The following is a 24,581-nucleotide window of genomic DNA, read 5'->3' on the forward strand; positions in this document are numbered from 1 at the left end:
ACCGTTGTCCTTCCGTCGAGGGTCGATCGCTGTCGAGTGTCCGGTATCGGCGGGTTTCAGACCGGCGTATTGGGGAACCCGGTCGCCCATCCGAGATGAGGCAGGCACCGAATGGCCGGCATGAGCACCCCTTCCGAATCAGGCGAGGACGCGGCTGCGACGGCTCGATGCGACGGCGCGACGACGGCCGACGCCACCGGTGACTATCTGCCGATCGCCGACCACGGTGTCATCGGGGACCTGCGTACCGCGGCCGTCGTGGGAGTCGACGGGCGGATCGACTGGTTCTGCTGTCCGCGGTTCGACTCGCCGAGTGTGTTCGGTTCGTTGCTCGACGCCCGCCGCGGCGGTGCCTGGACCGTGGAACCCATCGACGGAGAGGTCACCACGCGGCAGTTCTACCTCCCCGACTCCAACGTGCTCGTCACCCGCTTCCTGAGCGAGGACGGCGTCGCCGAGGTCCAGGACCTCATGCCGATCGCGCGCCCGCACGATCCCGACCATCGCACGCGGATCATCCGTCGGGTCTCCTGCGTGCGCGGCTCCGTGGAGTTCCGCGTGACGGTTGCGCCGCGGTTCGATTACGGGCGCCAGGCGCACACCGTCGTCGTCGAGGACCAACGCCGACTCCGTTTCGAGACCGACGATCTGGTGCTGCATCTCGCGTCGACGGTCGATCTCGACACCGTCGACGACCGGGATGCACAGGCCCACTTCACCGTCGAGACCGGTCAGTGCGTGACGTTCGTCCTCGCCCCCGACGCCATCGGGTCGGAAGTGCTCGACCACGACAGTTCTCCCGCGGTCGTCGCCGCGACGGTCGCATTCTGGCAGGACTGGGTCTCGCGATCCTCCTACACGGGCCGGTGGCGGGAGATGGTGCACCGGTCGGCGCTCACGCTCAAACTGCTCACGCACGAACCGTCGGGGGCGGTGGTGTCCGCGGTGACCGCCGCGCTTCCCGAAGAGATCGGCGGCGAACGGAACTGGGATTACCGCTACGTGTGGATCCGCGATGCCGCCTTCACGCTCTACGCGCTACTGCGGCTGGGTTTCACCGACGAGGCGGGCGCGTTCATGGACTGGCTGACCTGCCGGTTCGACGACGGCGCCGATGAAGCGGGAGATCTGGGACCGCTGCGGTTGATGTACACCGTCGATGGGGATCCGCCGCCGAAGGAGACCGAACTCGACCACTGGGAGGGTTACCGGCAGACCTCGCCGGTGTTGGTCGGAAACGCCGCCGCCGACCAGCTCCAGCTGGACATCTACGGCGAGCTCATCGACTCGGTGTACCTGTACAACAAGTACGGACCGGGGATCTCCTACGGGTCCTGGACGCATCTGTGCACGGTGGCGGGATGGCTCGTCGACAACTGGGATCGTCCGGACCAGAGCATCTGGGAGGTGCGGAGCAAGCCGCAGGACTACGTCTACTCGCGAGTGATGTCGTGGGTGGCCCTCGAGCGGATGATCCGGATGAGTCGGCAGCGCGGTCTACCGGGCGACGTCGCCGGGTGGATGAAGGCCCGCGACGACATCTTCCTGCAGATCATGGAGCGGGGCTGGAACGACGACGTGGGGGCCTTCGTCCAGACGCTCGACTCCGATCGGCTCGACGCCGCGCTGTTGCTCATCCCCGCCGTGAAGTTGCTGTCGCCCACCGACGACCGATTCGTCCGCACCCTCGAGCGGATCGAGGAGGAACTCGTGAGCGACTCCCTGGTGTTCCGGTACGACACCGACGGTGGCCACGACGGCCTCGACGGAGCCGAGGGAACGTTCTCGCTGTGCTCGTTCTGGTACGTCGAGGCGCTCACCCGGGTCGGCCGCCTGGCCGACGCCCGTCTGGCGCTGGAGAAGATGTTCACCCACGCCAATCACCTCGGTCTGTACGCCGAGCAGGTCGGCCTGACCGGTGAACAGCTCGGCAACACGCCGCAGGCGTTCACTCACCTCGCCCTCATCAGCGCGGCCATCAACCTCGACCGGCGCCTTGGCGACTAGGCGCGAAGCGCCGCGCTCAGATCCAGCCGGACCCGCCGCACAGGTCGTCGGCGGCCGCGGGGCCGGTCGATCCAGCCGCATACGGTTGCGGCGCAGGCGGATTCGCCAGCACCGGTGCGGCCACCTCCCACACATGCGCGAGGCCGTCGGGTCGGGTGAACAGCGACCGATCGCCGCGCAGCACGTCGACGATGAGTCGGGCGTAGGGCGGGAGGCCGTCGGCCACCTGGTCGAGCTGTTCGGTCATGTGGGCGACGGAGAGGTCGGTGCCCGAACCCGGTTCCTTGACGGTGACAGCCAGATCGATGGCACCGTCGCCGGCCAGATCGAAGGTCAGCACGGTGCCGTCCTTCGGGTTATCGGTCAGCGGACCGTCGGCGGGGGAGCGGAACACGAGGCTGAGTCGCTGGGAGCTGTGGTCGAGCATCTTGCCGGTCCGCAGCAGGAACGGGACGCCGTGCCAGCGGTCGGTGTCGACCCACAGACGCACGGCCGCGAATGTCTCGGTGGTGGAGTCCGCGGGGATGCCCTCGGTGCCGCGGTACCCCTCGTACTGGCCGAAGACCACCTCGGCGGGGTCCAGCGGCCGGAACGCCGCGATGACCGACTCCCGCGCGTCGAGCAGGTCGTCGGCGCCGAGCGAGACCGGGGGTTCCATCGCGACTTCGGCCGCCACCTGGAACAGGTGGGTGACGATCATGTCCAGGAATGCGCCGGTGGCGTCGTAGAAGGCGGCGCGGTCGGCGATGTCGAGAATCTCCGGGACGTCGATCTGGACTTCTGCCACGTGTTCGCGGTTCCACACCCCCGAGAACAACCCGTTGGCAAAACGGAGGACGTGCAGGTTCTGGGTGCTCTCCTTCCCCAGGAAGTGGTCGATCCGGTAGATCTGCTTCTCGTCCAGGGATTCGTGGACTGCCTTGTCGAGAGTCCGGAAGCCGTCGGGGGACGTTCCGAACGGCTTCTCGTAGACGACTCGGGATCCCTTCGCAAGATCGTGCGCGGCAATGGCTTTCGTGTAGTCGACGAAGGTGGTCGGTGGGAGGGCCAGATAGTGGACCAGTTGAGCACCGTCGCCGACGGCGTCACGGGCCGCGTCGATCACCTCCGGCAGACGGCCGGGGTTGTCGACGGTGAACCCGCCGCCGGCGAAGCGGAGGGTCTCGGCGAACGCTTCCCATTCGTCCGATGACACCGACCCGTCCGGACCGAACTCCTCGATGGCGTCCTTCACGTGCTGCCGGAACTCGTCGTCGGTCCGGTCGCCGCGTCCGTTGCCGATCAGCTGCCATCCGTCGGGGAGCAGGTCTCGCCGGTGGAGTTCGTACAGCGACGGCAGGACCATCCGCTTGGCGAGGTCGCCCGTCGACCCGAAGAGGATGAAGATCACCGGCCCGGTGGAGTTGTCTGTGGTCACTCAATCCATATTGCGCGAACAGATGTGCAGAGTGCGGGATGTGTGCTGGATTCCGTTACCGATCGCGCACTGTGGACGTCAGCGGATCCCTGCGCCGCCGACCAAGTCTAGTCCTGCGGAGGTCCTGGCAGGGGGAGCGCAGATACCACGGCAGGGCGTAACGCGACGGGAACGACGTACCTGTCGCCCTCGAGCGTCAGCCAGCCTTCTTCGATGTACAACTCGAGCCGACGATGGATTGCCTCGACGAGGAACTCGCTGAGTCCGAGTTTGGGGACCCAGGCGTTGATCTCGGCGATACTCAGCGGTGAATCGCCGAGTCCGCTAATGACCACGCCGATCAAGGACGACGAGAAGTCGATGTCGGGGTTGTATTCCCGAGGAAAGCCGGACCGAACCCATGCGGTGAGACCCACCCGCAGCACGTCGATCCGGGGCTCCTCCCGCCACAGATGGGCGGCGCGCCCGGGACGTGCGCTCGAGGTATTGGCTTCGACGATATCGAGGGCCTGGGCAAAGCCCCACAGGTGATGTAACGACGCGACGTCGCTCATGCTCTTGACGTGAGCGGGGAAGTCGATGTCGAGTCGGCGGGCGAGGTCGCGGGCCTCGGCCGGTTTGAGCCACCGACTCTGCGTGGTGGGGCGGTGCGGACCCAGCCAGTCCAACAGCTCGGTGACCCGCCGGACGGGCTGTGTGTCCAGGAGGGCAGCGCGTTCGGTGGCCTCGTCGACTTCCTCGATTGTCGTGGTCCGTAACTCGAGCCCGGAGGCAAGGGCAAACTGCTCGGCGGCATAGGCCGATACGGATTCGGTGCTGAGCCACATGCCGGTCTCGACCAGGTAGCGGCGCAGCGTCTCGATCGCGATGGCGAGCGGTTTGGCGTCCTGCTGCTGGTTCGACTCGATGTGGTTGAGCATCGACACCATGGTGTCGACGTCGTCGGTAGTCCAGGAGAGCGGATCGAAACCGGGGTTCGTCTGCCCGACGGCGTCGAGCACGATGAACGCGTACGCCCCGATGTGGGTGACAGCTTCCTCGTCGCCGGGGAAGACCTCATCGCGGAGCCACGACTTGAATGCTTCGGGAGCAACGTGTCGCCTTGCTGTGCCGAAAAGCGGTACCACGTTGGAGTGGTTGCCACTGCCGGAGTCGTGTTTGCGCTTACGTTGGGCGCGGCGCTTCTTCTTGTCGCGTGAAAGCTGTGACATCAGGCTCAAGAATAGGCGCCCGACTTGTGCGTCGTTCAATACTGCGGATCGGTTTGTCGCGTTCCGGAGAGTCTGTGGCGTCGGGTCCCGAGCCTGGACGGCTGTGAGGGCGGCGAATCGCCAGCCCGACATCCTGGAGCAAGTGGTCTATGTCACAGAAACTTCAGGCTTGAGCGGAATGCACTCAACTCTGTTGGCGTTGTAGACCGCGTATGGCTCATACTTGAGCCTGTTGGACTTAAGAGAAAGGTGCACGCGAGTGGACAGCTTCACCCCCACCACCAAGACGCAGCAAGCATTGAGTTCTGCTGTGCAGGCGGCGGCCAGTGCTGGCAACCCCGACGTGCGACCGGCCCACATCCTCGTGGCACTGCTCGATCAGTCCGACGGCATCGCGTCGCCGCTGCTCAAAGCGGTGGGCGTGGACCCGTCGAGCGTTCGTGCGCAGGCCCAGGCTCTGGTCGATCGCATGCCAACGGTGTCCGGCGCCAGCTCGACGCCTCAACTATCCCGCGAATCGATCGCGGCCGTCACCGCAGCTCAGCAGCTGGCCGGTGAACTCGACGACGAGTATGTCTCGACCGAGCACGTCGTCGTCGGCCTGGCGACCGGTGACTCCGACGTCGCCAAACTGCTGCACAACCTCGGTGCGACACCGCAGGCTCTGCGCGAGGCGTTCGTCGCCGTGCGCGGCAGCGCACGGGTCACCTCCGAGGATCCCGAATCGACCTACCAGGCTCTCGAGAAGTACTCGACCGACCTGACCGCGGCCGCCCGCGAGGGCAAGCTCGACCCGGTCATCGGCCGCGACACCGAGATCCGGCGCGTCGTGCAGGTGCTCAGCCGGCGGACCAAGAACAACCCGGTCCTCATCGGTGAGCCCGGCGTCGGCAAGACCGCCATCGTCGAAGGTCTCGCGCAACGCATCGTCGCCGGCGACGTGCCGGAGTCGTTGCGCAACAAGACCGTCATCTCCCTCGACATGGGTTCGATGGTCGCCGGCGCGAAGTACCGTGGCGAGTTCGAGGAGCGGCTCAAGGCCGTGCTCGACGAGATCAAGGGTTCGGCCGGACAGGTCATCACCTTCATCGACGAGCTGCACACGATCGTCGGAGCCGGTGCGACAGGCGATTCCGCGATGGACGCCGGCAACATGATCAAGCCGATGCTCGCCCGTGGTGAGCTGCGGCTGGTCGGTGCCACCACCCTCGAGGAGTACCGCAAGTACATCGAGAAGGACGCCGCACTAGAGCGTCGCTTCCAGCAGGTGTACGTCGGCGAGCCGTCGGTCGAAGACGCCATCGGCATCCTCCGCGGCCTGAAGGACCGGTACGAGGTGCACCACGGCGTGCGCATCACCGACTCCGCATTGGTCGCTGCCGCATCGCTTTCCGATCGCTACATCACCTCGCGGTTCCTGCCCGACAAGGCCATCGACCTCGTCGACGAGGCCGCGTCGCGGTTGCGGATGGAGATCGACTCGCGCCCCGTCGAGATCGACGAGGTCGAGCGGATCGTCCGCCGTCTCGAAGTCGAGGAGGTCGCCTTGCAGAAGGAGACCGACGCGGCGTCGAAGGAGCGGCTCGAGAAGCTCCGCGCCGAACTGGCCGACCAGAAGGAGAAGCTCAACGAGCTCTCCGCCCGGTGGCAGTCGGAGAAGACCGCGATCGACGCGGTCCGAGACCTCAAAGAGGAGCTGGAAAGGCTTCGCGGCGAGGCTGATCGCGCGGAGCGCGACGGTGATCTCGGACGCGCCGCCGAGCTGCGGTACGGTCGCGTCCCCGGACTGGAGAAGGAGCTCGAGGCCGCGATCGAGAAGACCGGCACGGATCCTTCTCAGGACGTGATGCTGCAGGAGGAGGTCGGACCCGACGACGTGGCCCAGGTCGTGTCGGCGTGGACCGGAATCCCGGCCGGACGCATGCTCGAAGGCGAGACCGCCAAGCTGCTGCGCATGGAAGAGGAACTGGGACACCGGGTCATCGGTCAGAAGGATGCGGTGCAGGCGGTGTCCGACGCGGTGCGTCGTGCCCGCGCCGGTGTCGCGGACCCGAACCGGCCGCTCGGCTCGTTCATGTTCCTCGGCCCCACCGGTGTCGGTAAGACCGAGCTGGCCAAGGCGCTCGCCGAGTTCCTGTTCGACGACGAGCGGGCAATGGTCCGCATCGACATGAGCGAGTACGGCGAGAAGCACAGCGTGGCACGGCTCGTCGGTGCTCCGCCCGGCTACGTCGGGTACGAGGCCGGCGGTCAGCTGACCGAGGCGGTGCGGCGTCGTCCGTACACGGTGGTCCTGTTCGACGAGATCGAGAAGGCCCACCCGGACGTGTTCGACGTGCTGCTGCAGGTGCTGGACGAAGGTCGCCTGACCGACGGCCAGGGCCGGACGGTGGACTTCCGCAACACCATCCTGATCCTCACCTCGAACCTCGGTGCGGGTGGCGACAAGGATCACGTCATGATGGCGGTGCGGTCGGCGTTCAAGCCGGAGTTCATCAACCGTCTCGACGACGTGGTGATCTTCGACGCCCTGAGCCCGGAGGAACTGGTGTCGATCGTCGACATCCAGCTCGGCCAGCTCAAGAAGCGCCTCGCACAGCGTCGCCTCGACCTCGAGGTGTCGCTCAAGGCCAAGGAATGGCTGGGCGCTCGCGGATTCGACCCGCTGTACGGTGCCCGCCCGCTGCGCCGCCTGGTGCAGCAAGCCATCGGTGACCAGCTCGCCAAGCAGCTGCTCGCCGGGGACATCCGGGACGGCGACGTGGTGCCGGTCAATGTCAGTGCCGACGGAGAATCGTTGGTACTCGGCTGAGTTCGTGAATGACAAGTGAATGACAAGGGACCCATCCTTCGGGATGGGTCCCTTTGTCTGCGCCGGCTACGGATGTGGGAAGCGGTCGAGGTTGTCCTCTACCCACAGGCGCAGTGCGTCCAGCGGCCCGGCGGCGTCCACCCCGAGTTCCGTCAGTTGGTATTCGACGTGCAGCGGGACCGCCGGATAGACGGTACGGGTCAGCATCCCGGCTGTCTCCAACCGACGCAGAGTCGCCGTGAGGACTTTGGGGCTGATCCCGTCCAGCCGCACGCGGAGCTCTCCGAACCGCATCGGTCGATCGCGTAGGGCGCCGATGACCAGGGCGCTCCACTTGTCGGCGAGGAGGTCGAGCATCCCTCGGCAGGGACACGACGCAGAGTAGGCGTCTCCGCGATGGGACGGCAGTGACATGGCGCTGACCTCGGTGCTTTCTACTGGATACTAGGAGCCCTTGCGGGTAACTGGGGCCGCAGGGATACCTTAGCGCCATGACGAGAAACATGACAGCACTGGTCGCGGTCGCCGCGAACTCCGTCGAGGACCCGAGCGCCTTCGCCGAGGCGACAATGCCGGTGCCGGCGCCCCGTCCGCACGATCTCCTCGTCGAGGTCCGCGCGGTCTCGGTCAACCCGGTGGACACCAAAGTGCGTGCAGGCCTGCGTGACTCCGATCCGCCGCGTGTTCTGGGATTCGACGCGGCGGGGATTGTCGTCGGGATCGGCGACGAGGTGTCGAGGTTTGCCGTCGGGGACGAGGTCTACTACGCCGGTTCGATCGATCGGCCGGGAACGAATGCCGAATTCCATCTTGTCGATGAGCGGATCGTCGGGCGCAAACCGTCGTCCCTCGACTTCGGCGCGGCTGCCGCACTGCCGTTGACCACGATCACTGCCTGGGAGTCGTTGTTCGAGAAGCTGCGGGTCGATTCCGCGGACTCGGGAACGATCGTTGTGGTGGCGGGTGCCGGGGGCGTCGGCTCGATGGTCATTCAGTTGGCCCGGACCCTGACTGATCTCACCGTGATCGCAACCGCGTCACGGCCTGAGTCGCAGGAATGGGCGCGAGGACTCGGTGCCCACCACGTCGTCGACCCGAGACGCCTGCGCGAGGACGTGCGGGCATACGCTCCGCGCGGTGTGGACTACATCTTCTCGCCCCACTCGTACGGAAATGTCGAGTCCTATGCCGACATCATGGGTGTACACGGTCAGGTCGTCGCCATCGACGAGCCGGAAGGCCTCGATACCCTCCCGCTGAAGCAGAAAAGCCAGAGTTGGCATTGGGAGTTGATGTTCTCCAAGCCGTTGTTCGCACCGGAAGACGACTCGCAACACCAGATCCTCGGCCGGGTCGCCGAACTCGTCGACGCCGGCAAGATCCGCAGCACTGTCAACCGTGAACTGGCTGGTTTCACGATCGAGAATCTTCGTACAGCGCACCAGGTCTCCGAATCCGGAGGGGCGATCGGCAAGGTGGTCCTCACGCGCTGACCACCGCGGATGAGCCGGCGAACTTCACGAGGTGGCGAGTAACTCCATGAGGTGTGCTTCGACGAGGGAGGGCCGGGGCGTGCGTGGTCCGGGTCGGGGTGGTCGGACGTCGATGACGTGGCTGGTTTTCAGCCATGAACGGCGCGCGTCATGTGGGCGTGGCTCGTCGCCGGACGTGGTGCGTCCGTGGATCTCTCGCCGCACCTGTGCCAGGTGGGCCTGCAACCGCTTGGGTATGTCGGGTCGGCGGTTGATGTATTCGGGGTTGGGCGGGGCGCCGGGTTCGGCGTTCAATCGCCAGGCGCAGCGGCCTTCGTCTGGCCCGGACCGGACGATCCGGGTGGTGTATTGGCCGGGTTGGTCGCCGACCATGCGGTTGTGGCGGGGACAGGCGGGTGCGAGGTCATCGATGTCGGTGAGTCCGCCCTTGGCCCAATCTTTGTGGGCGTGATGAAGCTCGACCTGGGTGGCGGGCTGATCGCAGCCGGGAGCCGAACACACTTCCCCATCGGGGCGGGCGAAGGAGACGAGGCGTTGTTCGCGGGTGGCCAAGCGTTTACCCCGCCCGAAGTGCAGCGGCACAGCGGTGGCGTCTTTGAAGATCGCCAACCACGGCTGGACGTCACCGGCCATCGCGATCAGGTCCCGGACGGGCAGCAGGGTACCGGTGGCGGTGGTCGCGAGTCCGGCTTCGCGGACGAGGTCCCCGAGGTCGGCTTTGACGATCAGTTGCACGGGCAGGCCTCGGTGCGAGGTTCCCAGTGTGCCGTCGGCGAAGCCTGCGGCCAGGGCGGCGTCGAGCGCGTCGTGATTCGTTTGGGCGAGGGTGCGACCGTCGCGGTCGGCGGCGGCGGTCAGGGCGTCGGGGTCGGCGGTGCCGGCCGGCCCGGACGGTGAGGCGGGGTCGTCGGGGTTGTTGAGTCCGGGTTTGCCCCAGACCGCGAACATCATCGACAACCGGGCGTGGAGTTCGGGAGTCAGCGTGCCCGAGATCTTTGCGGTCCCGTCAGCTCGTTGCCGACCGATCCACAGGCCGCGGCGCCTCTTGCGTTCCGAATCGTCGGCCAGTGTGCCGTCGGGGTCGAGGTGGGCAAGCAGCCGCGAGCCGAGTTGGGTGATGTCGGCGGGGGTGTGGGCTTCGGCGATCTCGGCCATCTGCCGTTCGGCGGCGACCTTGATGTCGTGGTCGATGGTGCCCGGGATGCGGTCGAGGACGTCGAGGGTGGCCTGCACGTGCGCGGTGCCGACCGCGCCTTGTGCGAAAGCTTCGGCGAGGCAGGGGTATTCGGGTGGGAGGACCTCGCCGCCGAGGCTGGTCCGGTGGGCGGTGGCGTCCATCTGCTTACGGCGGCGCATCGGGTTCGAGACTCGTAGCCGGTGTGTCATGTACTGCATGAGGGTGCGGCAGCCGGCTTTTCGGGGCAGGTCGCGAGCCTCGACCTGATCGATCTGCCGGTCACCGGCAACGGTCAGACGTGCGATGGCGCGTTCGGTCTCCGCGGCCACTTCAGCGAGTTCGGCATCGGTACACGGCGACAGGTCTACGGTCTGCAACTTGTCGATGGTGCGGTGGAGATCAGCCACCAACTCAACGGCACGCGGTTGCGGCGCTGTCGAATCGCCACCGACGTGTGTGGTGTCGGACATGACGGTCACCTCCCCCGAGAACCGTTGCTGCGAATGTAGGTTCGAGTGTACACCAATCCAGACGTGTGGCAAGGCCAAACATACTGCTGTGCAATGCTATTCGTTGATGTCGACTTGTCGGTGTCGTGTGGTAGGGGCCTCGGACGGAAGCTCTTCCCGCGATGCACGCGGCGACCTGTCCGACAGGACCACCGCCCGCGGCTCAGCGCACGACCTCGCGGTGCCCGGCGTCGAGCCGGCGGGTCCAACCACGGGCATCCAGGTACTCCAGTAGCGGAATCACCACGCGCCGAGTGGTTTCGAGCGCCTGACGAGCGGCGCTGGTGGTGAACGGCTGATCGAGCGAGGCGAGGGTGCGCATCGCCAGGGCGGGGGCGGTCGGCAACAGCACGACGCCGTCGCGCAAACGGAGAATTCGGCCCGTGCGCTCGGCGGCGGCGAGTTCTCGGGCGCCCAGGCCGAGTGCGGCGAGGTCATCGGCCTCGGGTGCACGGAACGGATGGTCGGCGAGCCGGCGCTCCAGTGCGCTGACCGCGTCGTCGGCATCGCCCAGGGAGGGCTTGTGATCCGGGACCGCCAGGTGTCCGTCGGACGACGACAGCTCGGCTTCCGAGATGACGGTCGCCAGCAGCGTCGTGTCCGGAAGCCCGAGCAGGGCAGGTGCGCCGGACGCGGACAGCCCCGCCGACAACGGATCTCGGTCATGTAGATCGACAACGGCGGCGCGGAGTCGCTCGGCCCAGGCGGTGAGGGAGGTTTCGGCGACCCACCACTCGCCGATCACTCGTACGCCGTGGGGTGTGGGCTCGGCGTCGTCGACCAGACCGAGTCGCGTCAGATCGGTGACGCGCATCGCGCCACGCCGATGCACTTCTTCGGCGGCCCCGGCGTCGTCGGACATGGCCGCCAGCGAGGCCGCGCGTCGCGTCGCGTCGCCCCGTCGGGTCAGCGCCGGGGGATCGGGGTGCAGCACGACGCCGCCGCCGACGATACGCTGGCCGGGATCGCGCAGGACCAGCCGATCGCCCCGCGACATCGGCACGGCGCGCGCGAGGGTCACACGCGCGTGGTCGCCGTCGAAGGGGCGCAACCGGACCGGTAGCGCCGCTGTGCCGATGTGCGCGACGAGGTGTTCCGGTGCCTCCTCGAAGGACATTCCGCTCACGCGCCGGACATCAGCGACAGCAGAGGTGTGCCAGGCTCCGGGCGTCACGAGTGCGTCGCCACGAGAGACGTCGTCGACGCCGACGCCGCGCAGATTGATCGCGACTCGGCTGACCGGGGCCGCGGTGGTGAGAGTTGCACCCTCGCTCTGCAATCCACGGACATCGAGTCGTCGGCGGTCGTCAACGGTGAGCAGGTCCAGGGTGTCGCCGACCGCGATCGTCCCGGCGGCCAGGGTGCCGGTGACGACGGTGCCGGCGCCGGTGCGGGTGAAGACCCGGTCGATCCAGAACCGGACACGCCCCGAGGTCGACGGCGGTGATGTCCCGGCCAAGACGGCGTCGAGCCGTGTGCGCAGTTCGTCGATTCCGACGCGATCGGGCGCCGACACCACGACCGCCGGCGCATCGGAAAGGCCGGTGCGGCTGAGGCGATCACGCGACAGATCGATCACTTCACGAACGCGGTCGGGCGAGGCCCGGTCGGCTCGGGTGATGACCAGCAGCCCGTACTCGATGCCGAGGGCGGCGACGGCATCACGGTGGTCGTCGGACTGGGCGCTCCATCCTTCGTCCGCGGCGACGACGAACAGGACGACGGGCGCCGGGCCCAGGCCGGCCAGCATGTTCGGGATGAACCGCTCGTGGCCGGGGACGTCGACGAAGGCCACGTCGGCACCGGAAGGCAGTGTGGTCCAGGCGAAACCGAGGTCGATAGTCAGCCCTCGGCGTCGTTCCTCCTCCCATCGGTCCGGCTCGATCCCGGTCAGAGCACGCACCAGTGTGGACTTCCCGTGGTCCACGTGTCCGGCGGTGGCCACCACGTACTTCACGAGCGCGACTTCACGACGCGCCCAGAGCCTGTCGGATCGCGGCGAGTACCCGCACGTCGTCGGCTTCGGGAACGCAGCGCAGGTCCACCAGACACGCGTCGTCGTGAACGCGGGGTAGGACTACCGGATCGCCGACGCGTAGGCGGGCGGCCGTTGCGACCGGAAGCCGCACCGCCCACCCCGGCAGCGGCACGCCGGGTGCGCCACCGCCACCCACCCGTCCGTCATGGGCGACGATCGGGAATCCGACTGCCGTACCGAGGCGCTCGGTGCGCACGCGAAGTCTGTCGGGATCGGCGTGAAGGTACTCCCAGACGGGGGGTCGTGGCCCGCCGACGGTCGCCTCCATCGCAGCCAGTGCCAGCTTGTCCGCGCGAACTGCCCGTGCCAGTGGGTGTTTCGCGAGGCGCTGAACGAGCGCCGCATCGCCGAGGAGGAGTCCGGCCTGCGGTCCGCCCAGAATTTTGTCGCCGCTGGCGATGACGAGGTCGGCGCCGGATTCGAGTGTCGTGGTGGCGTCGGGTTCGTCGGGCAGCAGCGGGTCTGGCTGCAGGAGTCCGCTGCCGATGTCGGCGACGACGGGCACGCCGTGCGCCCGGCCGAGGCCGCGTAGCTCGGAGAGCGAGGTCTCGCTGGTGAAACCCTCGACCCGGAAGTTGCTCGGATGCACCTTGAGGATCGCTCCGACGTCGTCGTCGGTGAGGGCGTCGGCGTAGTCGCGCGCGTGGGTGCGGTTGGTGGTGCCGACCTCGTGTAACCGGGCGCCTGTCGACGCGATCAGTTCGGTGAGCCGGAAACCTGCGCCGATCTCGATCATCTCGCCACGACTGATGACGACTGCACGCCCGGCCGCCAGCGCGGTCGTCGCCAGTACCAGTGCGGCCGCACCGTTGTTGACCATCAGCGCGTCTTCCGCTGCGGGACAGGCTCGTAGGAGAGCGCTGCGGGTGGCCGCCCCGCGCTTCGACCGGGTGCCGGACTCGAGATCGAGTTCCACATCGACGTAACCCGACGCCGCGCCGACGGCGTCGAGCGCCGCGGGTGACAGCGGTGCCCGCCCGAGGTTCGTGTGCACGACGACCCCCGTGGCGTTGAGTACGGGGCGGACCGACGACGCATACGACGCGCTCACCGACTCGACGACGAGCCGTTCGACGTCATCCGGTGGCCACTCACCGCGGCGGGCCGCGTCCTGGGCCTGGCGAATGATGTCGCGGATCACGGTGTCACCCAGTCGTTCTCGCGCCTCGGACACCGCGGGCAGGGTCAACAGTGCGTCGGTCCGCGGGATCCGGCGGCGCGGATCGGTGACGGGGGGCTTCGACACGGCTCCTCGCTTCGCTCGTCACCGGCTCAGCCGGCGGGGGTGGGCTCTCGCTTCGCTCGTCACCGGCTCAGCCGGCGGTAGGTGGCTCTCGCTTCGCTCGTCACCGGCTCAGCCGGCGGGGTCACGGTCGACCCTCTGGCGGAGGCGGACGGGAATCGAACCCGCCAGGCCGAGATACTCGACCTCCTCGGTTTTGAAGACCGGGGAGCCCACCAGGACCCATACGCCTCCATGCGGTCCCAACCTATCCGACGTGCGGCCGGGTCAGTCCTGCCGGTGTGGCCAGTTGCCCTCGGTGATGAGTTCCTCGAAGTGGCGGATCAACTTCGGGTTGAGATCGTCGTCGACGGCGCGCTCAAAATCGCCGTCCCACTTCGCGAACCACTCCTCGTCGCGCTTCATCAGGAAGATCGGCCAGCCGTGGGTGATGTCGAGTTCGTCGGCGTAGAGGTCGGTCGACCCGTCCTCTCGCATGTACCAGTAGTCGTGACCGGATTCCCAGAACGCCTGCAGCTCGCCGGCCGTGACGTAGTACTCGCCGTCTGCTTGCCTCATGTGCCCGATGGTAGCGATCGCCGGAGGGCCGTATCACTGATTGCCGGAGGGCTACCCTCGACACGGTGACCGTGCGAAGCGAGACACCCATCCGACTGACCGGCTACGCCCACGGCGGTGGATGCGCGTGCAAGATCCCGCCGGGTGAGCTCGAGCAGGCGGTCGCGGGACTCACCGGCCAGGTCGGTGACGACATCATCGTCGGGCTCGACGACGGGGACGACGCCGCGGCGGTGCGCATCCGCGACGACCTCGCGGTGCTGTCCACCGCCGACTTCTTCACCCCGGTCGTCGACGATCCGTACGACTGGGGCCGCATCGCCGCGGCCAACGCGCTGTCGGACATCTACGCCATGGGCGGCACCCCCGTCGTCGCGATCAACCTGGTCGGGTGGCCGCGGGAGGTGCTGCCGATGGAGCTGATGACCGAGGTGCTGCGCGGCGGTCTCGACGTCGGGGCGCAGGCCGCCTGTCCGGTGATCGGCGGGCACACCATCGACGATCCGGAACCCAAGTACGGCATGGCGGTGACCGGAGTGGCCGAACCCGGCCGGTTGTTGCGCAACGACGCGGCCGAGCCGGGGTTGCCCATCACCCTGACCAAGCCGATCGGCGTCGGACTGCTGAACAACCGGCACAAGCAGACGGGCGAGGTGTTCGAGGAGGCGATCGCCCTGATGACGACGCTCAATCGCGATGCGTCGATCGCTGCGGTCGCGGCCGGCGTCCGTGCGGCGACCGACGTGACCGGCTTCGGTCTACTCGGGCATCTGCACAAACTGTGCCGCGCGTCGGGCGTCGGCGCGGTAGTCGACCGCGCTTCGGTGCCAGCCGTGAGCGGCGCGGACGAGGCGCTGCGCGACGGGTTCGTGTCGGGGGGTACCCGCCGCAACCTCGACTGGGTGCAGCCGCACCTCACGGTCGATTCCGGTGTCTCCGACGACGACCTGCTGTTCCTCGCGGACGCACAGACCTCGGGCGGGCTGCTCGTGGTCGGCGAGGTCCCGGGCTACCCGGTGATCGGCGAGACGGTGGCGGGGACGGGTATCCGGGTTCGCTGACTCGGTCGCCAGGACCCTTCGTGACGCGCCCTCCGCAAGCTCCGGGCGCTCCTCAGGGAGCGGGGGGGGTGGGCCTTTGCCCTCCGCAAGCTCCGGGCGCTCCTCAGGGAGCGGGGGCCTGGCGGCCGTTGTGGACCACGAAAGAACACTCGTGAACGTCCGAAAAACATGCTCCCTGAGGTGCGAGCGAAGCGAGCCACGAAGGGTCACGCAACGTGTCTCACCAGGCCCTTCGTGGCTCGTCGACCTCGACGCGCTCCTTCGTCGCTTGCTCGGCCCGGCGGCTTGCGCCCCTCGCACCTCAGGGAGCAATGGGGGGCGCGGGCGGCCCGGTGGTGATCGAGTCGTCGGTGATTCCGGCGGCACGACGGGCCGCGAGGCGGCGCTTCTGTGGCTCGATCGTGTAGCGGGGGTTCTTGGCCGACTCGATGCCGGCGTCGAAGACGCCGAATCGCGTGCAGGCCGACGCGGCGAGCAGTGCGAGTCCCGAGACGACCGCCAGGGCGCGGGAGCGACCGCCGAGCAACGCGCCCACTCCGCCGGCGACGGCGAGTCGCTCGCTCCAGCGCAGCAGGGTGCCGGCCTTGCCGTGGTGGAGCGGTTCCGCGGCGACCGGGTCCATCCGTCGCTCCGTGAGTCGCATCGCCGCGAGGTCGCCGACCACGCCCAGCGCCGCGAGCGTCCGTGCCGGCCCGGCCTGACCGACCGGCGTGGTGACCAGCGCCAGCCCGCTCGACGCCAGACTCGCGGAACTGACGAACACGAACGGCAGGTCCCGGTGCATGGCGTTCCAGGTCGGCACGGCGGTATCGGAGAGCAGGACCGCGGTGTACACCGCGAGCGGCGGACCCGCCAGCCCGGCGGCCAGCCCGGCGGGGGCCTCGACGGCGCGCAACACCGCACGAAGCGGCCCGAGCGGCAGCCGCGCACCGGTCATCCGGTCGACCTCGGCGACCGCCGCGACACCGAGTGCCCCGCTGAACGCCGACAGGATCCAGGAACCGACGCTCATCGGCGACGTCACCTTGAACGTGCGCAACATGTTGTAGAACCGGTCCGGCCGTCCGAGGTCGGCGACGAGCGCGATCCCGCCCAGACCCACGGCACCCAGACCGCCGAGACGGGCGTTGCGGCGCAACGCGTCCCGCCCGGTGAGCTGGGCCCCGGCGGCCAGGACGCCGGAGCCGCCGGCGACACCGCCGAGAAACAGGTAGGCGGCCACCTTCTCGTCCCAGGGTGGTGGCTTGACGACGGGATGCCCGTAATACGAGGTGAATTCGGCATCGGGCACCATCGACATCTCGCGGTTGCCGTCGCCCTGACCGAAACCTATACCCGGCCTTCGTTTTCCGCCACGGCCGAAACCCCGGCCGCGCCGCCGGGCCGGCTCCGGCGGACGGAAGGAGTCGAACTCCGACGAGGTCATCGGCCGCCCCGCAGGAACGAGAGTGCGGCGGCGGCCAGCATTCCGGCCGCCGCGATCCCGGCTCGCTTGTACATGGCCGGCAGGTCCGCGGTGCACACCCGCGGGTCCGGCGGCAGCCCGTAGACCTCGGGCTCGTCGAGCAGCAGGAACACCGATCCGGTGCCGCCGACACCGTCGTTCGGGTTGGCGCCGTAGAGCCGCGCCTCGGTCATGCCCTGCTCGTGCAGCGCGCGGACGCGGGCGTGCGCGTCGTCGACGAGGTCGTCGTGGTCGCCGAACTTGATCGACGTGGTCGGGCAGGTCTTCGCGCAAGCCGGTGTCTCGTCGTCGAGCAACCGGTCGTAGCAGAGCGTGCACTTCTGCGCGACACCGCGTTTGGGCACTTCGGGCTGCTCGCCCTTGCGTTCGCCGGAGCGGGTCGTCGGCGCGGCGGTGCCATCGGCCCGGCGCTCGACGACGCCGAACGGGCACCCGGCCACGCACGTCCCGCAGCCGTTGCAGACGTCGTCCTGGATCACGACGGTGCCGAACTCGGTGCGGAACAGCGCGCCGGTCGGACAGACGTCGAGGCACCCGGCGTGCGTGCAGTGCTTGCAGACGTCGGACGACATCAGCCAGCGGAACTCGGGGGTGTCGGGGACTTCGACTCGGCTCGTCGCTTCGCTCCTCGCCGGCTCAGCCGGCAGGGGAGAGGGCCTGGTCGGCAGAGACGAACGATCTTCAGGCGAGGAGCCGGGCATCGCGGGCATGCCCAGTCCGACGAGCGCACGCCCGGACTCGCGGGCCTCGGCGATGCGGTCGGAATTCTGCTCGATGAAGGCGACGTGGCGCCAGGTGCTCGCGCCGAGGGCGACGGTGTTGTCGTACGACATCCCGGTGAGGGCGAGGTCGCCGTCGCGCGGGTTGCCGTTCCATTCCTTGCACGCCACCTCGCAGGCCTTGCAGCCGATGCAGATCGAGGTGTCGGTGAAGAACCCCTTGCGCTTCTCGTGGGTGCTCCAGTGCGCGTCGGCGCTGGGATCGGATGGCCCGGACAGCTGTCCCATCTACTCCTCCGCCTTCCCGGTGATGTGCTGGTTGTCGGTCTCGACGGTGACCCCGGCCCGCTCCTGGTAGGCGCGCACCAGGTCGAGCAGTGCCCGGCCTTGCGGCCGGCGCCCGGCGATGACGTCGCACGAGCCCACCTTGGACTCCTGGATCTGCACGTTCGGATCCAGTGTGACCCCGATCAGATCGTTGGCGGCGTCGCCGCTGACCACGGCGTCGGAACCCACGCCCCAGTGATAGGGGAGACCCACCTGATGCACCTGCCGGCCGTTGATGGTCAGCGGCATCATGCGGTCGGTCACCAGCACCCGCGCCTCGATCGCGGCGCGCGGCGACACGATCGTCGCCCAGCCCTCGTTGGTGAGGCCCCGCTCTTCGGCGAGTTCGGGTGAGATCTCGCAGAACATCTCCGGCTGCAGTTCCGACAGGTACGGCGTCCATCGGCTCATGCCACCCGCGGTGTGGTGCTCGGTGAGTCGGTACGTCGTGAACACGAACGGGTACACCTCGGAACCGGGGCTCTCGCCGCTGGGTGCGTCGAGATTGTCCGTGCGGGGGAACAGGACTCGCGATGGCGACTGCTGTTGGGGGTACAGCGCGTTGACCACCGGGGATTCCTGCGGTTCGTAGTGCGTCGGCAACGGGCCGTCGACCAGCCCGCGCGGGGCGTAGAGCCAGCCCTTCCCGTCGGCCTGCATGACGAACGGGTCGTCGCCGCAGAGGGCTTCGACGCCGCCGACCGACGGGTCGGGGCGGGCATCGGGAGCCAGGTCGACCGGGAAGTCGGGCACGTCGGGACCGACCCACCGCCCGGCGTCGGCGTCCCATTCCATGTACCGCTTGCGCTCGCTCCACGGCCGGCCGTCGGGGTCGGCCGACGCGCGGTTGTAGAGGATTCGACGATCCGCCGGCCACACCCAGCCCCACTCGTGCTGGGTGACCCCGCCGCCGCCCTGTGGGACCCGGCGTGCGGCCAGGTTCGACGGCCCGTCGGTGTCCGCGCCGGTGTAGACCCCGGTGTAGATCCAGCATCCGCCCGCAGTCGAGCCGTCGCGTCTCATCTGGGTGTAGGACGTGAGGTTCGTGCCGGCGTCTTCGCCGGTCACGTGGTAGCCGTTGATCTCCGACAGCACCGCTTCGGGGTCGGGGTTGCCGTGTTCGTCGAGGGGATAGTCCCAGGTGACGTCGAGCAGTGGGCGGTCACGTTCGTCGGTCGATCCGGCGAGGCGTTCGCGGATGCGCCTCCCGAGTTCGTAGAAGAAGTCCATCTCGCTCTGGCACTGACCCGGTGGCTCGACCGCCTGGTGGCGCCACTGCACCATGCGCTGGGTCTGCGTGAACGAGCCGGCCTTCTCCACATGCGTGGCCGCGGGGAGGAAGAACACCTCGGTGGCGATGTCCTCGGTGCGCAGCTCGCCGGACTCGATCTCCGGGCCCTCCTTCCACCAGGTGGCCGTCTCGATCATGTTGAGGTCGCGGACGACGAGCCATTTGAGGTGCGACATCGCCATCCGCGCCTGGCGCCCGTTGGCCGATCCGACCGCCGGATTCTGGCCGAGGACGAAGTAACCGTCGACCTTGTCGGCGAGCATGTCGACCGTCGTCTGGAAGGTCCCGGCGGGCCCGGTGAGCCGGGGCAGGTAGTCGTAACACCAGTCGTTCTCGGCGGTCGCGGCGTCGCCGAACCACGCCTTGAGAAGACTCACCATGTAGTCCTCGGCGTTGGCCCAGAAACCCTTCTCGGCCTTCGACGTCATCGCGTCGACGTAGTCGGCGAAGGTGTCGTGCTTGCCCGCCGAGGGCATCGGCAGGTAGCCGGGCAGCAGGTTGAACAGCGTCGGGATGTCGGTGGACCCCTGGATGCTCGCGTGTCCGCGGAGGGCCATGATGCCGCCGCCGGGGCGCCCGACGTTGCCGAGCAGGAGTTGCAGGACCGACGCGGCGCGGATGAACTGGGCGCCGAAAGTGTGCTGGGTCCAGCCGGTCGCGTACCCGAAGCACGTGGTGCGCTCGCGGCCGGAGTTGTCGGTGACGGCCCGGGCCAGATACTCGAAGTCGCGCACCGAGATCCCGCACATGTCGCGCACCATCTCGGGTGTGTAGCGCGAGTAGTGACGCTTGACGATCTGGAACACGCTGCGCGGGTGTTCCAGGGTGTCGTCGCGCAGGGTCGTCCCGTGCTCCAGCGGCGGCCCGCCGGAGCCGTGCTCGTGCCCCACCGCGCGGTCCGTCACGCGCGGCCCGTCGTCCGGGTGGCCGGGCGACTCGACCTTGCCGTCCTCGCTGTCGCGGCCACCGTCGTCGGAGTGGGCGGACGGTTCCTCGTAAGCCCAACTGGTGGCGTCGTATTCGCCGGTCTCCGGGTCGAAGCCGGAGAACAGGCCGTCGAGATCCTCGGTGTCGCGGAAGTCCGCGGCGATCAGGGTGGCGGCGTTCGTGTAGGCGACGACGTACTCGCGGAAGTACTTCTCGTGCGTGATGGCGTAGTTGATGAGCGCACCGAGCAGGACGACGTCAGAGCCGGCCCGGATGGAGATGTGCCGGTCGGCCACCGCAGAGGTACGGGTGAAACGCGGATCGACGTGAATGATCGTCGCGCCCTTGGCCTTCGCCTCCGACACCCACTGGAAACCCACCGGGTGCGCCTCGGCCATGTTGCCGCCCATGAGAACGATGCAATCGGCGTTGGCCATGTCCTGCAGTGATTGCGTGGCGCCGCCGCGTCCGAACGAGGCCCCCAGACCGGGAACCGTGGCGGAGTGTCATATGCGGGCCTGGTTCTCGATCTGGATCGCGCCCGCCGCGGTGAAGAGCTTCTTGATCAGATAGTTCTCTTCGTTGTCGAGGGTGGCACCGCCGAGCGAGGCGACACCGGTGGTCCGCCGGAGCAGCCGGCCCTCGTCGTCGCGGTCCTGCCAGCCACGGCGTCGGGCCTCGAGGAAACGGTCGGCGATCATGTCGATCGCGGTGTCGCGATCCAGGTCCTGCCATTCGGTCGCGTATGGGGCCCGATAGCGGATGGAGGTCTGCCGCATCGGGTTGTTGACCAACTGCTCGCTCGACGCGCCCTTGGGACAGAGGCGCCCGCGGGAGATCGGGGAGTCCGGGTCGCCCTCGATCTGGACCACCCGCTCGTCCTTGACGTACACCTTCTGCCCGCAGCCCACCGCGCAGAACGGGCACACGCTCTGGACCACACGGTCCGCGGTGGCGGTGCGCGGTTGGATGCCGCGTGTCCTCGCCGAGGTGACCGCCGGTCCGCGTCCGAAGACGTCGCCCGACCGCAACTGGCGGAACACCGGCCATTCGAGGGGGCTGAAGGCTGGCACCCGTCCGAGTCTAGACCTCATCGTCTGCGGTTGCGTCTCGACCGTTGCTATCGTGGCGGGTGGAGTGCCGGGAAGTCTGGTCGGCTGCACGTGTGTCGTTGTCATCCCTTGTCGGGCTGATCATCGATGCCGTGTGCCGTGAAGACGCGCCGATGGGATTTCCTGATGATCACCGCATACAAGACCGAATCCGGCCGCGACGTAATCCGACGATGGTGCGAGATCCGGTTGTCGGCAGCAGATTGTGTTGCCGCGCAATGGGAAGTCCAGACGTCGGCGGGGCGGACCAGGATCGTTGCATCCCGGTCTCCCGACCCCGGGACGGCGGCACCCGCCGACCGGCGCACTGTCGTCGTGGTGCCGGGTACGAACATGAACTCGGCGACGATGATCCCGCTGCTGTCCGAACTCGCGCGGAACAACGACGTCATCAGTCTGGACGTGCCCGGCCAGCCGGGGACAAGTGCACCGGAACGTCCGCGGCGACGCGGTCGGATCCCTGCCTACGGGCGGTGGCTCGACGAGGTGCTCGGCGCGACGGTCGCCCATCCGGTGATCGTGCTGGGTCACTCGCTCGGGGCTGCGATCGCGTTGGCCGGTGCCTCATCGCTGATCGCCGGACGCCTACTCGTGTCACCTGCGGGCATCACCCGTTTGGCGGTCTCGCCTCGGACATTGCGCACAACCGTCTCATGGCTGGCCTCGCCTCGGCCGGAACGCTCGTATGATCTGCTGCGAATGATGACGGCGCCGGACAGAAACGTCGATCCCGCGCTGATCGCATGGATGGATCTGGTTGCCGGACACTGCCGTACGAGTCTGGCGCCGGGGCCGTCTGATGAATTGCCGACGGACCGCCCCTTGATGGTGGTCTCCGGCGACCATGACGTCTTCTTGCCGACACTGCGGCTGGCTGAGGTGGTACATGCGCGGCTCGACGTCGAGCTGAAAGTCCTGGACGACTGCGGCCACCTGGCTCCGCACGATCAGCCGAAGCGGATCGCAGAACTTCTCGACCGTCTCAACCGGGAGCTCGTCACCCCGCCCGGATGACAGGCACGACTACGTCAGTGCTGCGCGGCCGTGACATCCGTGCCGCGCGGCACGAGCGCGAAGACGGCCACGGCGACGGCGACGAGCGTGACCCCGCCGACCAGGCTCGTCTGCTGCATGGCGTCGGTGAACGCGGCCGCCGCCCGCTCCGCGAGGCCCGGTGCCCCGGCGGCTTCGGCGAGACCCATGGCGGCGCCGAGGGATTCGCCGGCCGCGTCGGTCACCTCGGCGGGTACGCCGGGGACGGGCTCGGCCGTCAGCGTGGTCCGGTAGAGGATCGACGCCACGCTGCCGAGGATCGCGACCCCGAGCACATTGCCCAGGTCGTAGGCGGTCTCTTCCAGCGCGGCGGCGTTGCCCGCCTTGGCATCCGGGGTGCCGGCCATGATCATCGCCGATGCGATGGCCAGTGATCCGATGCCGAATCCGACGAACACCTGGGCGGTGGCGACGGTGCCGTAGTCGAGGCCGTCGGAACCGAGGAACATCAACGCCATCCCGACGCCGGCGATGCCGATACCGCCGGCCACGACGGCTCGGGCTCCGATCATCCGGGACAGCGGGGCGGCGATCATCGAGGACACGATCGCCGCTCCCGCCACCGGCAACAGCCGCACACCGGCCGCGATCGGGGAGTGGCCCTCGACCAGCTGGAGCCACTGGGCCAGCAGCAACAGTGCCGCCGCGAGTCCGAACATTGAGCCGAGCGCGGCGAGAACGCCCGCACTGAACGGCCGGCTGCGGAACAACGAGACGTCGAGAAGCGGCTCGGTGCGTCGCATGCAGCGTCGGACGAACAGGGCCAGGATGAGGACCGCGCCGATCAGGGCCACCCAGGCGGCCGGTGCGAGGAGGCTCTCCTCCTTGGCGAACCGTTTGATGGCCCAGACCAGGGCGACCATGCCGGCGATCGACATCAGCGCACCGACGGCGTCCCACCGGCCCGGTTGCGGGTGCTTCGACTCCGGCAGGATCAGCACGGCGGCGACGATGGCGACCGCCATCAGCGGGACGTTGACGAGGAACGCGGCGCGCCACGAGAAGTACTCGAGCAGAACTCCGCCGACGATCGGGCCGACGGCCGCACCGAGGCCCGACACCGCGGCCCAGAGCCCGAGGGCGGTCGCACGCTCGGCGGGGTCGGTGAAGATGCTGCGCAGCAGGGAGAGCGTGGTCGGCATGATCATCGCGCCGCCGACGCCCAGCAGCACCCGGACCGCGATCACCGCCTCGGGTGACTCGGCCAGCAGGACCAGTGCCGAGGCTCCGCCGAACACCGCGAAGCCGGTGACCAGCATCCGTTTTCGGCCCCACCGGTCGGCCAGTGAACTCATGGAGAGCAGCAGGCCGGCCAGGACGAGCGAGTAGGCGTCGATGATCCACAGCTGCTGATCGGCGGTCGGGCGCAGGTCGCCGGCCAGGTCGGGGAGTGCGACGTTGAGGATCGTGAGGTCGACGGTGATGACCAGCAGGCTGGCCGACAACACGGCGGCCGACGCCCATCGGCGCCGGAAGGACAGGCCGTCTGCGCTGGTGGTCTCGGTGGCGGATCGCTGGGTCATCGTCGGCTCCGGTCGTGCTCGGGGGAGGGCAGCCCGGTCAGGGCCGTCAGGGTGGCGGTCAGGTCGTCGAGGGACAGCGGCGTCCCGTAGAGGAGTGCGTGCATGGCCACGCCGTCGGTGTACGCGGCGATCGCGCGAGCGGCCGTCTGCCCGGCGTGCGGGATGAGGATCTCGACCAGCCCGTCGGGCCAGCGAATCGCGAGCGGGCGCAGCGCGGGATCGAGGACGGCGGCCGACACGAGCGCGAGGTCGGCGCGGATCAACCGCTCGTCGGACAGATAGTCGTGGAGCGTCTCGGCGAAGACCGCCGCGGCCGGGCCGTGTTCGGCGAGGGTCTCGGCCACCTCGGCCAGGCCGGAGTCGATGTCGTCGGCCAGGCGGGCGAGCGCTGCCTCGCGCAGATCGTCGAGCGTGGCGAAGTACTGCGTCGTCGAACCGAGCGGCACACCGGCACGTTTCGCGACGAGCCGGTGGGTGAGCCCCTCGGAGCCCACCTCGGTGATGAGCGTGGCGGCGGCCTCGACAATGGTGCGTCGCCGTTCCTCGGGATCTCGTCGGCGGCGGGGCGCTGCCTCGGTCATCACTACCCTTCCAAGTTAATGTACGAATGTACATGTACAAACGTACACTAGCGCTTC

17 protein-coding genes and 1 tRNA gene are annotated in these 24,581 nt (G+C 68.3%); 5 read left to right on the plus strand and 13 right to left on the minus strand.

The window, feature by feature from the left end; genetic code table 11:
* The first annotated feature begins 111 nt into the window (after positions 1-111).
* Positions 112-2,007, plus strand: coding sequence for a glycoside hydrolase family 15 protein (locus KB201_RS14875; protein ID WP_211539572.1), 1,896 nt, complete (start codon positions 112-114; stop codon positions 2,005-2,007).
* 16 nt (positions 2,008-2,023) lie between these two features.
* Here the strand turns inward: KB201_RS14875 and KB201_RS14880 are convergent, their stop codons facing one another.
* Together KB201_RS14880 and KB201_RS14885 are read right to left on the minus strand one after the other, a co-directional pair.
* Complete coding sequence (locus KB201_RS14880) at positions 2,024-3,424, minus strand: glucose-6-phosphate dehydrogenase (NADP(+)) (RefSeq protein WP_307848076.1); 1,401 nt, start codon at positions 3,422-3,424, stop codon at positions 2,024-2,026.
* Positions 3,425-3,531: 107 nt separating this feature from the next.
* Positions 3,532-4,635: a hypothetical protein gene (locus tag KB201_RS14885; RefSeq protein WP_211539573.1), complete on the minus strand. Its 1,104-nt coding sequence runs from the start codon at positions 4,633-4,635 to the stop codon at positions 3,532-3,534.
* Between the two features lie 259 nt (positions 4,636-4,894).
* On the opposite strand from KB201_RS14885, the gene clpB reads away from it, so the two are divergent.
* The gene (gene clpB / locus KB201_RS14890; protein ID WP_078112701.1) at positions 4,895-7,447 is read left to right on the plus strand and encodes an ATP-dependent chaperone ClpB; all 2,553 of its coding nucleotides are present in this window, start codon (positions 4,895-4,897) and stop codon (positions 7,445-7,447) included.
* A gap of 66 nt (positions 7,448-7,513) precedes the next feature.
* Here the strand turns inward: clpB and KB201_RS14895 are convergent, their stop codons facing one another.
* Entirely contained in the window at positions 7,514-7,861 is a 348-nt protein-coding gene (locus KB201_RS14895) for a helix-turn-helix domain-containing protein (RefSeq protein WP_058249796.1), read from the minus strand.
* A 77-nt stretch (positions 7,862-7,938) separates the two neighbouring features.
* On the opposite strand from KB201_RS14895, the gene KB201_RS14900 reads away from it, so the two are divergent.
* Positions 7,939-8,940, plus strand: coding sequence for a zinc-binding alcohol dehydrogenase family protein (locus KB201_RS14900; protein ID WP_249145637.1), 1,002 nt, complete (start codon positions 7,939-7,941; stop codon positions 8,938-8,940).
* Positions 8,941-8,964: 24 nt separating this feature from the next.
* Here the strand turns inward: KB201_RS14900 and KB201_RS14905 are convergent, their stop codons facing one another.
* The 5 genes from KB201_RS14905 to KB201_RS14925 form a co-directional block, all read right to left on the minus strand.
* Positions 8,965-10,587 (minus strand): HNH endonuclease signature motif containing protein, encoded by a 1,623-nt coding sequence (locus KB201_RS14905; protein WP_211539576.1) that lies wholly within the window; start codon positions 10,585-10,587, stop codon positions 8,965-8,967.
* A 202-nt stretch (positions 10,588-10,789) separates the two neighbouring features.
* The gene (selB, locus tag KB201_RS14910; protein WP_211539578.1) at positions 10,790-12,583 is read right to left on the minus strand and encodes a selenocysteine-specific translation elongation factor; all 1,794 of its coding nucleotides are present in this window, start codon (positions 12,581-12,583) and stop codon (positions 10,790-10,792) included.
* A 10-nt stretch (positions 12,584-12,593) separates the two neighbouring features.
* Positions 12,594-13,910, minus strand: a complete 1,317-nt coding sequence (selA, locus tag KB201_RS14915; RefSeq protein ID WP_211539579.1) for an L-seryl-tRNA(Sec) selenium transferase — start codon at positions 13,908-13,910, stop codon at positions 12,594-12,596.
* Between the two features lie 136 nt (positions 13,911-14,046).
* A tRNA-Sec gene (locus KB201_RS14920) sits at positions 14,047-14,141 on the minus strand.
* Positions 14,142-14,174: 33 nt separating this feature from the next.
* Positions 14,175-14,465: a hypothetical protein gene (locus tag KB201_RS14925; RefSeq protein WP_078112696.1), complete on the minus strand. Its 291-nt coding sequence runs from the start codon at positions 14,463-14,465 to the stop codon at positions 14,175-14,177.
* A 65-nt stretch (positions 14,466-14,530) separates the two neighbouring features.
* Here KB201_RS14925 and selD point away from each other — a divergent pair, with 65 nt between their 5' ends.
* Positions 14,531-15,526 carry a selenide, water dikinase SelD gene (gene selD, locus KB201_RS14930; protein WP_211539580.1) on the plus strand — a complete coding sequence of 332 codons (996 nt, stop codon included), beginning with the start codon at positions 14,531-14,533 and terminating at the stop codon, positions 15,524-15,526.
* Positions 15,527-15,827: 301 nt separating this feature from the next.
* Here selD and nrfD read toward each other — a convergent pair whose 3' ends face one another.
* The 3 genes from nrfD to fdh are packed head-to-tail and all read right to left on the minus strand — an operon-like array spanning position 15,828 to position 21,328.
* Positions 15,828-16,952 carry an NrfD/PsrC family molybdoenzyme membrane anchor subunit gene (nrfD, locus tag KB201_RS14935; protein ID WP_211539581.1) on the minus strand — a complete coding sequence of 375 codons (1,125 nt, stop codon included), beginning with the start codon at positions 16,950-16,952 and terminating at the stop codon, positions 15,828-15,830.
* Positions 16,949-17,998, minus strand: coding sequence for a 4Fe-4S dicluster domain-containing protein (locus KB201_RS14940; RefSeq protein ID WP_065629531.1), 1,050 nt, complete (start codon positions 17,996-17,998; stop codon positions 16,949-16,951). Before KB201_RS14940 ends, nrfD begins: the two co-directional genes overlap by 4 nt.
* Entirely contained in the window at positions 17,999-21,328 is a 3,330-nt protein-coding gene (gene fdh, locus KB201_RS14945) for a formate dehydrogenase (protein ID WP_211539582.1), read from the minus strand.
* A 165-nt stretch (positions 21,329-21,493) separates the two neighbouring features.
* Between fdh and KB201_RS14950 the strand changes: the two genes are divergently transcribed.
* Positions 21,494-22,381 carry an alpha/beta fold hydrolase gene (locus KB201_RS14950; protein ID WP_068971115.1) on the plus strand — a complete coding sequence of 296 codons (888 nt, stop codon included), beginning with the start codon at positions 21,494-21,496 and terminating at the stop codon, positions 22,379-22,381.
* Between the two features lie 14 nt (positions 22,382-22,395).
* Here the strand turns inward: KB201_RS14950 and KB201_RS14955 are convergent, their stop codons facing one another.
* Positions 22,396-23,943 carry an MFS transporter gene (locus KB201_RS14955; protein WP_211539583.1) on the minus strand — a complete coding sequence of 516 codons (1,548 nt, stop codon included), beginning with the start codon at positions 23,941-23,943 and terminating at the stop codon, positions 22,396-22,398.
* Positions 23,940-24,524 (minus strand): TetR/AcrR family transcriptional regulator, encoded by a 585-nt coding sequence (locus KB201_RS14960; RefSeq protein WP_211539584.1) that lies wholly within the window; start codon positions 24,522-24,524, stop codon positions 23,940-23,942. Before KB201_RS14960 ends, KB201_RS14955 begins: the two co-directional genes overlap by 4 nt.
* Positions 24,525-24,581: the final 57 nt, after the last annotated feature.

Origin of the sequence: Gordonia sp. SCSIO 19800 (assembly GCF_018132775.1) — a bacterium.
In the GTDB taxonomy this organism is placed as follows: Bacteria; Actinomycetota; Actinomycetes; order Mycobacteriales; family Mycobacteriaceae; genus Gordonia; species Gordonia hongkongensis.